The sequence below is a fragment of the Ancylobacter radicis genome (genome assembly GCF_018449475.1).
GTDB classification, from domain to species: Bacteria; Pseudomonadota; Alphaproteobacteria; order Rhizobiales; family Xanthobacteraceae; genus Ancylobacter; species Ancylobacter radicis.
Genome location: NZ_JAHCQH010000012.1, coordinates 119,798 through 132,551, shown reverse-complemented (window position 1 = coordinate 132,551; position 12,754 = coordinate 119,798). Strand labels below are relative to the sequence as shown.

Sequence of the window (12,754 nt, the reverse complement as noted above, 5' to 3'; positions counted from 1 at the left end):
TCTAGCGCGCCTTGAGCTCCCGGAAGAACCCGTCGAGCTGCCGCCCGATCGGTTCCCATTCATGCGCGGACAGATCCGGCTCGCCGGCGCGGCCCGGCCGCTTGAGCCAGGCGATGAAGCGGGCGACCGCGCCCGCATCGAACTCGCCCTCATAAAGATGGAGCCAGTCCTCGCCGACCTGCTGTTGCAGCTCGATCAGGCTGCCGAGGCGCGGCGCCAGCACCGGCCGGGCACGCGACAGGGCGAAGATCGCCGAGCCGCTGTTGAGAATGTCGCGATAGGGCAGGATGACCGCATCGGAGTCGTCCACCTGCCGCTCCAGCGCCTCATCCGACAGCAGGCCGATCGACAGATGCACATTCGCCGCCTGGCCGGCGAGATCGCGCAGGCGCTGGGCGAAATGCCCATCCGGGCAATTGCCGCCCACCTTCAGCGTCACCGCCTGCTCGGGCATGGCGCGCACGATCTCGATCAGCGTGTCGGCGGATTTATAGGCGCGCAACTGGCCGATATAGGCGAGGCGCACCGGATCGGCGGGCGCGCGGGGCGGGGTGATCGGTGCGATCGCCCGTCCCTTATAGTGGCCGTGACAGACCACGGTGGAGGGTTTCGACGCCAACTCGGGCCAGCGTTGATAGAGCAGCGCGCGCGAGGTCTCGGACAGGAAGACCAGCCCGTCGATCGCCGCGAACAGCGCCCGGCGCCCGGTGGTGAAACCGGGCTTCTCCTTGTCGTGCGGCTCGATATTGTGCACCACCCAGACGAGGCGGGCGCCGAGCAGCCATTTGAACAGAAGAAACAGGAAGGCGCGGGCGGTCGCCTTGGCCGAGCGGACGAAAAAATACTCGTCCGGCCAGTGCAGAACGATCACATCGGCGCCGAACGGGTAGAAGCGGAAGCCGCCAATGCTGTCATGAACCGTGTTGCCCTGCGCCGCCAGCGCCTCCGCGAACATGATGGTGAAGGGGTTCTGGCTGTTCCAACCGGGCCGCACGCAGATGTTCAGCGCGCGGCGCGCGGGGGCCAGCTCCGGCGTCGCGGCGGCCTCGGGGCGGGCGCTGATAGGGGAGGTGGCCTGGTTCATCGGCGGCGGTCCGGCGGTTCGGCTTCGGGGAGGCGCGGGTTCGCGCCCGATTCGCTCAGGCCGTCACCGGCTGGTCGGCGGGCGGCGCCTCGTCGGCTGCTGTGATATTGGCCAGTTCGCGGAACTCCGGGCAGGTGGCGATCAGTTCGTCATAGGTGCCGACCGCGGCGACCCGCCCGGCCTTGACGAAGAAGATGCGGTCGCAGTTGCGCACCGTGCTCAGCCGGTGGGCGATCATCACCAGCGTGCGGCCGCTCTTGGCCTCCTCGATCGCCGCCATCAGGCGCCGCTCGGTGGCGTTGTCGAGCGCGGCGGTGGCCTCGTCGAGGACCAGCACCTCGGGCGCGTAATACAGCGCGCGGGCGATGCCGATGCGCTGGCGCTGGCCGCCGGACAGGCGCACGCCGCGCTCCCCGACATTGGCGCCCAGCCCTTCCGGCAGGGTGCGGACATAGTCGGCGAGCTGCGCCGCCTCCAGCGCCCGCCACACCGCCGCGTCGTCGATCTCGTCCTCGGGAACGCCGAGCGCGACATTGCGGCGGACCGAGGCGTCGGTGAGATAGATGGCCTGCGGAATATAGCCGATGAGCCGCTGCCATGCCGGCAGGTTCTCGCGGATGGAGCGCCCGCCTATGGTGATGTCACCACCGCTGCACTCCATGAAGCCGAGCATCACGTCGACCGCCGTGGTCTTGCCGGAGCCGGTGGGGCCGACAAAGGCGACCGAGCTGCCGGCCGGGATGGTGAGCGAGAGCTGGTGCAGCGCGTCGTGATCCTGGCCGGGATAGCGGTAGGTCACATCCTTGAAGACGATGTCGCCCATGGGCAGGGCGGGGCCCGTTACCGAGGTGTCGGGGTCGGGAGTGTCGGCGGTGATGCCGAGGGCCCGGTACTCCTTCACCAGATTGGTCACGGCCGACAGGTTCGCACGCATCGTGCCGAGCGAGATGGCCAACTGGTTCAGCGTCGGCAGCATGCGCACGGCGACCGCGCCGAGCATGGCGAGGGTCGGAACGACGAGATCGGGCGAGCGCCCCTGCATCAGCATCACGAAGACGAGCAGGATCAGGGCGGTCAGGCCCACGGTCTCGAAGACCGGCTTGGACAGGCCCTGATTGAAACGCATGGTGCGCTGGGCGGCCTCGCGCACATCCGCATGGCGGGCGAAATCCCGGCGAATGTCCGCCTCAAGTCCCCGCAGGCGCGTGTGCTTGAAGGAGCCGAGGCCCTCGTTCAGCGTCTGGGTCAGGCGCCGGTTGCGCTCGCTGAACTCGGTGCCGACCCGGTGCAGCTTGTCCCGGTGCATCCGCACGAAGACAAAGCAGGCCCCGCCGGCCGTGACGCCGAGCATGAGTGCCATGAAGGGATCGGACACGACCACCAGCAGGGTCAGTGCCACAAGGATGAACAGCGCCTGTGCCGCACCGATCAGGGGCTGGACAAAATTGCCGATCATCCGCGCCGTTTCACCCATGACGAGATGGATGAAATGGGCGGTGTTGCGGGTGAGGTGGAAAAGGTACGGCGCGTGCAGATAGGCGGTGAACAGGCGCAGCGACAGGTCGCCGCCGACCGCCGCCATGAACCGGGCCTGTACTTTCAACACGACGAGGTTGAAGGCTCCCCGCACCAGGAAGATAACAATGACGCCGACACCGCCGGCATAGAGCAGGGTCAGAACGTCGTGAATGCCGATCCAGTCCAGCCAGGCGCGAACCTGTGGCATGGCCATGACCTCGGCGGATTGGCTCATCAGCAGCACATAGGCGGGCACGGCGCCGACGGCGATGAATTCCAGCACGCTCAAAGCAAGCTGCAACCCCATCAGCACAATGAATTGCCGCCGGCGATGTCGCGGCAGAAGGCTCCAGAAGTCGGATAGGCCGTCGATCTTCATCTATCCTCACAGCCCCTTGGGGCGTTGCATGCCGGCAACCAAGCGCCTCTTGAGACATCTCGCAAAAGCGGAAAGCGGGCGACTGATATATCCTGACCAGTAAGACCGAAGGAGCCACGCCACGGTCAACATGGCGGCTGTCAGTTCCGCGCTGGACATGGCGTTGGGCGACACGGCAAATATTGCTGCAACGCACATGGCGAAGGCCACACCACGTATAGGGCCTTGCGCGACAAGGAGCTTGTTGCCCCCGGAACGATACACCGCATAGGTCATCCACATGGCGACCGATTGCGCGAGCAGGAGCGCCGCGCCCACCAAAAGGCTGGGCAGAACAAAAAGAAAAGGAAACAGCTTGGCGGCCTGGAGCAACGGATAGACAAAGATACGCCGACGCTCTGGCAGCCGATTATAGACGTAGAAGGCAAGGCGCGTGCCCAGGAGCGTGACCAGCCAGAAAGTGGCCAGCCAGCCGAAGCGAATGGGGTCGAACACGTCACCGGTGACGTGGAGGCTGGCGAGGAGGCTCCCCACAAGGCCGAGCGGCACTGCCCAGCTCCATGCGTGGCGCGCCAGCGGAAAATGGCGAAAACGTCCGGCTTGCGGTGTCAGTGTCGGCTTTTCCTCGCGCGTAGCGGCGCTCTGATCGTTTTCATAATAACCGATCTCATAGACGGCCAGCATAGAGACATAGAGCGCAAGCAACGCACCCAACCAGAGCCACGGAGAACCGGAAAAGGGCAGGGTGGCGAGTGCGAGTATTGGCAGTTCGACCGTGAATATCTGCCGCATCACATGGCTGGCCGGGTACTTGGCGAGGGTTGTGTAACGCATCGGCAGGTACAGGGATTCCTCCGCCGCGCTTTTCTCCCCCACCGGCTCGACCAGCAGGGGAATCTTCACGCGATCCAGCAGATCGCGGTCATCTTCCGAATCGGTCACCAGCGCGGCGGTGGCGATGACGCGCGGCGGAAACAGCCCGTCGACAAGGCGCGCCTTGCCCTGCCGCAGCAGGCCGAAAAGGCTCGGGTGCAGCCGGAACGGCACGCAGGCGCGCCGGCAGCTTTCCCAGTGCGAGCCCTTCAGCAGGGGTTCGATCAGCATGTCGAAGCCGAAGGAGACGATGACGGTGCGCTCGGCCGGCACGACTTTGAGCGCCTCTGCCAGCTCATGCGTGCCGCGCGTGGCGAACAGTGCCGGTGCATTGCGGCGCCAGCGGACGAGGTTCCACGGCATCAGCAGCGTTACGGCGACGACCGCGGCATAGTCGCGGAAGCGGAACCAGTGCGTGCCGAAGACTTTTTGCCAGGGCAGCACGCCGCGCACCAGCGCAAGGATGAGGCTGACCAGCACGGCCGGCCGGGCCTGCCGCAGATATTCCTCGGTCGTGTTGCCGGCGAACAGCGTGTGATCGAAATCGAGGAAGACGGTCCGCGCGGAAGGGGTGGCGAGGGCGGCATAGACGTCTTCTGGAGAGACAGGATCTGGGCGAAGCTCCGCGCTCTCCGCCTCTGCCGCTCCGGGTTGTTCGCCTGGCGGTGTGTCCTTCGCCTTTTCGGTTGTGCCAAGGCAGCTTTCCAGAAGCTCCACGGCCTGCTCAATCCCGCGCAGTCCCTCGATCGGTGCGGGATGGGATATGACATATGAACTTAAAATATAGCCTGAGAGGGCGTCAAATCGTGCCCGGCGTCGGGCAAGATCATCAGCATCAGCCGTGAGCGCACTCTCGATGACCCCTCGCAGGTCATCAGGCTTCTCGATCTCGAAGAAAATGCCTTTCCCGTGATAGGCGTCGCGAACCAGATGAACCACTGGCTTGCCGAGCCCCACCGCCATGTTGGTCAGCGAGCCGCCCATCGAGACAACGACATCGGCGCTCTTCAGCAGAGTGGCGGGCGGCCCTTCGACGATGGTGACATTGCCGGGATAACCCTGCTCATCCACCAGATGCAGCGCGTTCGGGTGGATCTTCAGCAGCACATCCATGTCGGGACGGGCTTCGGCAACGGCGCGCGCGGCGTCGAAGGATGTCAGGAAACCCGGCAGCAGGGCTTTGCGGTCGGGATGGTCGGTCGGATGAATGCCGACGGTCATGTCGTCGGTGGTCAGAAACACGATTCGCTTGCGGCCTGAGGGCGAGGGCGCCGTACTTGCGCCTTCTTGCCGATAGCGATCAAGCTCATTCAGCGTGACTGCTTCGAAGAAGTTGGCTGAAAGCCGCTGGTGTGCTTTTGCGCTTTGTTCGTCGGGAATAATTTCGGAGTAGGCGAGTCGGCTAAGTATCGATTCGGCGAAATATCCGTGAGGATCAAGATGCCATGTGTTCGGTAGCGGAGAGCGTTCGATGGTCGCCGTGGGAATCCCACGCTCCCGACACAGGTCATAGGCGACGCCGACCCGCACCTCATAGGGGTTCCAGGCAACAAACAGGTCAGGTTGTACGCTTGCAAGCACGTGCTCGCTCACCGCGCGCACCACATCATAAAGCTGAGGAGCCGCCGAGGACGGGAAGCCCTGCCGGGTCAGCACCTCCAGGCGTGAAATCCATTTCGCGCTCTGGGTGTCGCGCGTCGATGACGGGGCGAACTGAAAGTGGCGGCCCCATTCGCGAATGGCGTAGGGCATCGGCAGGCAAATAGATTCAAACCCGGCCAGCGGAGCCGGGGACCAGAGCCGTACATCGTGCCCCTTCTCTTGTAGAGACGATATCAGCTCGGAGAAGAATGCGCCGGTCCGGGCAGTAGGATGGAGTAGTGTGGATAGAAGTATCGTTGCCATCGGCTCGATTTTAATCCTTGTGACCCGTCATGCCAGACCGATCTCACCGTTTCATGATCATGAACAGCGCGTCGCTGGTGACCGCGGCCTCTCGTGCCGCCCGCCACGTCGTCTCGAGCCACCAGCGATCCGTCCCCTCGAAGAGATCGGGATTGGCGCCCTGCGGCTTGTTGAAGTGAATCCAGTGGAAGTAGTTGAAGATGCCGTAGCGCTGATAGCCATGGACGCCGACGTGGCGGAAATCGCCGGCGCGGCGGGCGACGTTCTCCAGCGTGTGACGCGAGAAATAGGAGATGTGCTCGGCCATGAAGGATCGCTCGCGGAAGCTGGGCGACAGGGCCTGCAGATCATCGTCGACATTGGGCACCTCGACACAGATCACCCCGTCCTCGCGGATGAGGCGCGCGGTGTTGCGGAGCAGGTCGACAGGGTCGGTCAGGTGCTCCAGCACATGCCAGAGGGTCACGATGTCGAAGGCGCCGGCATGACGCGCGGCAAAATCCTCATCCACGATCTCGACCAGGAATTCCGGCACCGGCGTTCCGTCGCCAGCGTCCTTCAGATAACCCTTTCCCATTTCCACGCGTGACGAGCTTGGCTCGACAACCGTCACGTCGATGCCGGGTACCGCCCGCATCAATTCCGCGCCGAAGAAGCCGTAGCCGCCGCCAATGTCGAGCACCCGCAGCGGCCGGTCGTCGCGGCGCAGGGCGATGCCATGCTGGGCGAAACGCTGCACGCGGCGGCGGGCTTCGATCCAGCTATGTTCCACCAGAACGTTCATCGGCGTGCCGTACATCCGAAGAACGTTGTTCACCTGCCCGTTCTCTTCGTAGAAATCCAGACTGTATTCCGGGGGATTGAGCTGGATGTGGCCGCAGGCGCGGCAACGAACCGCCGTCAACGTGCCGGATGCGTCGCCCTTGATATGGTCAATGACTTCGGTCGGCGAAGCAGAATCATGGCAGATGATGCAGTGAAAATTGGTCACCTGGCGTCCTCTTTGAAAAGAGAGCTATGTCTTGAGTATCAAGGCTTCAGAATATCTCATTGAATAGATCGCAAGGCGTTTATTTACGAGGGAGGTCTCAGAACTCGGGTGTCGGAACCTTGTTCTCGGTGATCCACTCCTCGGTCAGCTTCAGGTCTTCCAGCGAGTGGATGTCGAGGCAGCCATGGGTCTCGTAGGGCAGGATGACCGGGCCCATGCAGTTCCAGGGAAGCTGGCCGTCGGGGGCGAAGATGGCGGAGCGTCCGCGCAGTACCCAGAAGGAATGGTCGAAGAACAGCGCCTTGGGCAGGTCCTGCCGGTTGGCGGAGACCGGCCCCGCCGTTTCCACGAAGGGCACCAGCATGCCGTCGGCGGTCACGCGCTTGGCCCGCATCGGGTGATATTCGGCCTTGTCATGCGAGGGCACGACGGAGGAGGCATGGGGAGTGGCGAGCAGCAATTCGATGCACTCGTCGATCATCTGCGCGGTGATCGTGCCGACATTGGCATGCTGGACGACGACGATGTCGGCCGGGCCGCCATCCGCCTCGATGATCTCCAGCGCGTGGCGTACGGCATCGCAGCTCTGGGCGGTGGCTGACGACAGCGCCTCCGGCCGCACGATCGGCTTGTAGCCCGCCTGGCTGGCCGTGCTCAGTATCTTCTCGTCGTCGCTGCTGACGTAATAGTCGTTCACATAGGTGCTGCGCACGGCAGCCGATGCCGACCAGAGAAGGAGCGGAATGCCGAAGACGGGCAGGATGTTCTTGTCCTTGAGGGAGCTGCCGCCACGGCCGATGATGAGGGAGACAACGCGCATGAGATCGGTCCTGGATCAGCTCGCCTTGCGGCGGTATTTGTGGTGTTCGCTCGAATTGACCTTCTTTTCTTCCTCGCCGACGATCCGCTCGGCTTCGCGGATGTGGTCGACATAGTCCTTGAAGGCCGGCGTGGTGAGGTCGACCGCGACCGCGTCGAAATGCGCCCATTCGGTATTGCCGAGCTTGACGTGCTTCTCGACCATGCGGGCACCCGCCGCCACGGCCAGCGCCGAGCCGAGCCAGCCGAAATCATGGCTCGAATAGGCCGGCACGATGTGCGGGTGGACCTTGGACAGTTCGTGATAGTGCCGGACGATGCCGACGCCGCAATCCTCCAGCGGGGTCGGGTAGGCCGAATTGGCCTGCATCAGGATGAGCTGCTCGCAGGAGGTGAAGGTCTCCAGAACCCAGCGTTCATAGGCATCGTCGGTCATGCCGGTCGAGAGCACGACGCTGCGCGTGTAGTTCTTCGAGACATAATCGAGATAGTCGCGGTGCTCGGAAATGGTCGAGGGCAGCTTGATGATCGGCGGGTCGAATTCCTGGAGGAAGCGGAAGGAGGGTTCGTCCAGCACCGAGACGAACCAGCCGATATTGAGGTCGCGGCACAGCTTGTCGACAAAGGCGAAATCGTCGCGCGAGAGTTCGAGCTGATGCCGATAGTCGGCAAAGGTCTTGCCGAAGGGCGAGACATAGGGCGCGGTGAGCTGCTCGGGCGCGTAGAAGCTGTCGACGTCGCGCTTCTGCAGCTTGATATGGTCGGCGCCCGAGGCCTTGGCCGAGCGGATCATGCGCTCCAGCCGCAGCCGGTCGCCGAAATGATTGGTGGTGAGCTCGGCGACCACCGAGACCTTGCGCGGGTGCCCGTCTTCCGGGGCATCGAGCCGCCGGCCGAACATGTGGTTCAGCTCGGTCGGCGAGAGCACGCTGAACGGCTTGGCGCCGACATGCTTCACCTCCAGCTCGGATCCCTTGAGGATGTAGAGCGCGTTGATGAAGAAGAATTCCTGCATGGTGAAGACCAGCCGGCGGTCCGCCTCGCTGCCGGCGGCGAAGTCGCGCTCGACGCGTTCGCTATAGGTGTGGCCGGCCTCGAAGTTGAAGTCGAAGCCGACCATGTAGATGGTCTGCGGCCGGCCGCGCAGCGCCGCCACCTTGCGCGCGACCTGCAGCGCCGTGATGAACAGGATGTCCTCGATCACCAGCACGCCCGCCTGGAAGCGCTGCATCATCAGATCGGTGGATTCCTGGGTCAGCGGCGTATGCTCGACATGCACGACCTGGCGCAGCGGCGCGGTGAAGTCGGTCGAGGTGAGATAGGCGCGCGAGCGATAGCCGTTCGCGGCGATGCTCGCCTTCGCCCAGTCGGCGTGGAAGATGGAGATGTCGGCCGGGGCGATCTGCTCGGCATCGTTGAGCGCGATCACCATGGCGGAGGAGAAGACCTGCGGGTCGATGAGATCCGCCGAAGGCCCCTTACCCAGGATGAAGATCGTATCGGTGGCGTATGTCGAAGCGATATTTGCGATCAGGTCGGAGATAGTGTCCGCCATAGAGTGCCCCCTCCACGTCGATGTCGCAGCCGTGTTCACGCGCCAGCATGAGACCCGCAAGAATGTCCCAGCTTTTGGCGCCGGCCGGATTTGAGAACCCCGCCAGCGCCCCGCGCGTGACGTTGAACAGATTATAGACCGCGCAGCCCATGATCCGCGCTTCCCCCGCGCGGGCCACTCGTGCCGCCAGTTCATCTGTGATCGACGACGAGAAACCGATGATGCGCGAACGCTGATACTCGATTTTGTCGCCGCTCATCAGGCTGTCGCCGAGCTCCGGCAGCAGCAGCGCGCTACCCGCATGGGCGCCCTCGTGCCAGAGCGAGAGCGAGACGCCCCATTCCTTGAAGCCGGAGCAGAAATTCTCCGTGCCGTCGATCGGGTCGAGCACGGCGGTCCAGGCTGTGGGGCTTTCATCCCCGCCCGGCGCGTAGCTCTCCTCGCAGACGAAGGTGAGGTCCGGCAGATGCGCGCGCAGATAGGCATGTACGTGCTTCTCGACCCGCAGGTCGGCATCCGTCACCGGGCTGCCGTCGTCCTTCCAGGTGATGTTGCGGCGCATGGACAGCAGGGTCGGCAGATCCTGCCGGACCATCTCATACACGCCCGTCAGCAACGCTCGAACGTCGGTCATTCCATTCCACCGCACTGCAACATGGCGAGCTTACACGAAAGCGGATTTTTCACGCGATATGATGTCAGTTTCATACCGTTTTCGACACAAGGAGTGTCGCCAGCGCATCCATCTGCCGCTGGTTCCATGCCTGTGCGGCGGCGAATGCGCTGTCCGCCATGAGCCGGCAGCGATCCGGGTCCGCCAGCAGCGCGACCACCGCTTCGGCGAAGCCGTCGGGGTCATCATCCGGGACGGTGGCGATATAGGCGTCGCGTTCCGGGGCCTCGAAGCCGCGGCTGCCGGTCTGCGTGCTCACGCTGGGCACGCCCGCCGCCATGGCGTCGAGCTGCTTGATGTTGATGCCGGTGCCGAAGATCGTCGGGTTGAGCGAGATCGGGGCGTGGGCGAAGGCGTCCGAGACGTGATTGACCTGTCCGAGCTTGACCACGCCGGGCTGGTCGGGAACCCGCTCGCAGATCGCCCCGGCCACCACGAGGCGGAAATCCGGCCGACGCGCGAGAATGCGCGGCAGGATCGCCTTTTGCAGATGATCGACGGCACTGATGTTGATGTCGTTGCGCGAGCCGACGAACACCGCCGCCGGCGCATCGCTCAGCGTCGCGCGGCGCGACAGGTCGAGAAAATGGCTGATCGTGTGCATCTGCGGCGGCGTGCTGCCCAGATCACGGGAAAAACGCTCGGCCTCGCTCGGCTGGATGGCGATCACCGCATCGGCGCGCCGGAACCCGCGCAGTTCCTGCGCCTTGGGGGTGGAGAACCATTGCGGCGTCCGCCCGACCTTGAGGAATTCGAGGTGCCGGTCGCCGAACGCATCATGCGTGTCGAGAATCTTGAGCGTCGCGGCATCGAAGTTTTCGAGCGCGCGGGACATGAAAACATATTCGCAGATCACCGCATCAAACCGATGCGTATCTTGCAAAAATCTTAGACTGCGATCGTAGCTTGGATAGTAAAATTCATCCAGACGGTAGATGTGTGGGTTGAATATGTTGTATTCACGCCGAGCCCGGCGCCAGCGCGCGCGAATTCTGCTGTGCAGCGTGTCCTTGTCGCTGAGCGAAACGAGATGAAAGCGCCCCCGGCCGAATTCGGGCTCGTTGTCGGCATGGGCTGTTGCGTCGTCCGTATGAATGGGGGCGAGAAACGCGAAATGCAGTTCGTGGCCGAGATCGCGGACGGCCCGCGCCAGCGCGACTACGCGCGCCCGGTTGCCCGCCGTCGGCGGGCACGCCGTTATTGGGGATACCATCAGGATCTTCATCGTGCGCTCGTCCGTCTGGCGGCTGGTCGGCCCGTGCCTGCCCGTTGGCGGGGAGCCAACCTGATAGGGCCGATCGGACCGGCAGGCGCGACGATCGGTTGTTCTTCAGCTTGGTACCTGAGTGGGTCGAAGCTTTCGCACTGTTAGCGGCGAATGGGCTGTTTGGGAACAGAGCAACTGCAGCATGGGTGCAAAAAGAAAGCCCCGGCAGGAGAACCCGCCGGGGCTTTGTAAAACGCGATGCCTGAAGATCAGGCGGCCTTCTTGCGGGTGCGCGGCTTCGGCGCCGGGACGACGGGCTTCTTGCGCTGCTGGCCGAGGCCCATCTTCTTGGCGAGGTTCGAGCGGGCTTCCGCATAGCTCGGCGCCACCATCGGGTAATCATTGGGAAGACCCCACTTCGCCCGGTATTCCTCGGGCGTCATGTTGTACTTCGTCCGCAGATGGCGCTTCAGCGATTTGAACTTCAGGCCATCTTCAAGGCAGATGATATATTCCGGCGTCACGGACTTCTTCACCGGGATCGCGGGCTTCAGCACTTCTTCTACCGCCGCCGGGGCCGGCGTCGAGAGACGAAGCAGAGCGCCATGAACCTTGGCGATGAGATCGGGCAGCTCGGTCGCAGGTACGCTGTTGTTTCCCACAAAGGCGGCAACAACATCGGCCGTAAGGCCGAGATAATCGACCGGCGAAGCTTCCTGTTCGGACATCTATTTCCTCCATCGCGAACGTGATCTGTGTAGCACCGTCTGCATGAAGGTCAACAAGTAATCAAGCCAATATGACGTGAGCATCAAGATAAAAATCGCTTCACCTCAGCCCGTAGAGTCGCGAGCTATTGTGGTTGCGGGCGCGCCTGCTGGTTGTCCTGCATCACTGGTTGGGGGCGAAGACGCGCGGCGCCTTGATTTCAAAGGCTTCGCGCCGGTGTTTGTATGCCAAGCATCAAAAAAACGAATGCAGATTCAAAATATGTCCAAATATGAACTTGTGTATTCGGGCGTGACATTCGCGAATAGGCCTGCCGCCAGAAATGGCGGCGGCAGGCGGCGGGAGATACCGTTCAGGCATATATGTGATCGAAGAAATCGCGCTCCAGCGCGACGGCCCGGCCAAAAAAATACGCCGCTGATTCGCGCCGTGATGCCTCGCTCACCGCGCCAATGCGGTCGAGTTCGCCGCGCAGCCAGGTCACGAAGCTGCGAAAACCGTCATTATTGTGCAGCGTGATCCATTCGGCATGGATGAAGGCGGGCGGGAGCGTGGTGTCCGGCCGGTCGGCCCAGTCGAGATATAGTCCTTCCGCGACCGTGAGCACGGCAAGACAGTTCGCATAGTCGTTGGTCGCCGCGGCCTCCTGCATCAGGGCGAGGAAAGCGGCGGTGGGCGCGCTGAGGACGGGATGGTGCCGCTCGGCCTCGGCAACGCTGAGCGCGTCGAAGGCGCGCAGGAAATAGGTGTTCTCGTCGCTGGTGATCATGGCGGCGAACTGGGCGAAGCGCACGCGCGAATCGAAGCGGTCGGCGGTGGCGATCGCCATGCCGAGCAGGGCGACGAAGCGGTCGATGAACTGGTAGTCCTGCGTCAGATAGCGACGCATCACATCATCCGGCACGGTGCCGGCGAATATTTCCTCTACGAAACGATGCTTGGTAGCCGCTTCCCAATGGCCTGCATTGGCCTGGCGCAGTTCCTCGCTGAAGCTCATCCGGTCCTCCCTGGCTTGCCGGCC

At 63.4% G+C, this 12,754-nt stretch carries 10 protein-coding genes; all 10 read right to left on the bottom strand.

All coding sequences use genetic code 11. From position 1 onward, the window contains the following. Position 1: 1 nt before the first annotated feature. Positions 2-1,084, bottom strand: a complete 1,083-nt coding sequence (locus KIP89_RS02575) for a glycosyltransferase family protein (RefSeq protein ID WP_213753845.1) — start codon at positions 1,082-1,084, stop codon at positions 2-4. A gap of 55 nt (positions 1,085-1,139) precedes the next feature. After that, a complete protein-coding gene (locus KIP89_RS02570) occupies positions 1,140-2,981 on the bottom strand; it encodes an ABC transporter ATP-binding protein (protein ID WP_213753844.1) in 1,842 nt (613 codons plus the stop codon). 6 nt (positions 2,982-2,987) lie between these two features. Further along, positions 2,988-5,606, bottom strand: a complete 2,619-nt coding sequence (locus KIP89_RS02565) for an HAD family hydrolase (protein WP_213753843.1) — start codon at positions 5,604-5,606, stop codon at positions 2,988-2,990. Between the two features lie 196 nt (positions 5,607-5,802). Continuing rightward, positions 5,803-6,750 (bottom strand): class I SAM-dependent methyltransferase, encoded by a 948-nt coding sequence (locus KIP89_RS02560; protein WP_213753842.1) that lies wholly within the window; start codon positions 6,748-6,750, stop codon positions 5,803-5,805. Positions 6,751-6,847: 97 nt separating this feature from the next. After that, positions 6,848-7,570: an acylneuraminate cytidylyltransferase family protein gene (locus KIP89_RS02555; protein ID WP_213753841.1), complete on the bottom strand. Its 723-nt coding sequence runs from the start codon at positions 7,568-7,570 to the stop codon at positions 6,848-6,850. A gap of 15 nt (positions 7,571-7,585) precedes the next feature. Beyond that, the gene (locus KIP89_RS02550; protein ID WP_213753840.1) at positions 7,586-9,124 is read right to left on the bottom strand and encodes an N-acetylneuraminate synthase family protein; all 1,539 of its coding nucleotides are present in this window, start codon (positions 9,122-9,124) and stop codon (positions 7,586-7,588) included. Beyond that, complete coding sequence (locus tag KIP89_RS02545; RefSeq protein WP_213753839.1) at positions 9,048-9,758, bottom strand: inositol monophosphatase family protein; 711 nt, start codon at positions 9,756-9,758, stop codon at positions 9,048-9,050. The genes KIP89_RS02550 and KIP89_RS02545 overlap by 77 nt, the downstream gene beginning before the upstream one ends. A 70-nt stretch (positions 9,759-9,828) precedes the next feature. Then, positions 9,829-11,022, bottom strand: coding sequence for a glycosyltransferase family 4 protein (locus KIP89_RS02540; protein WP_213753838.1), 1,194 nt, complete (start codon positions 11,020-11,022; stop codon positions 9,829-9,831). A gap of 251 nt (positions 11,023-11,273) precedes the next feature. Further along, a complete protein-coding gene (locus KIP89_RS02535) occupies positions 11,274-11,732 on the bottom strand; it encodes a Ros/MucR family transcriptional regulator (RefSeq protein ID WP_213753837.1) in 459 nt (152 codons plus the stop codon). 353 nt (positions 11,733-12,085) lie between these two features. After that, positions 12,086-12,730 carry a TenA family protein gene (locus KIP89_RS02530; RefSeq protein ID WP_213753836.1) on the bottom strand — a complete coding sequence of 215 codons (645 nt, stop codon included), beginning with the start codon at positions 12,728-12,730 and terminating at the stop codon, positions 12,086-12,088. Positions 12,731-12,754: the final 24 nt, after the last annotated feature.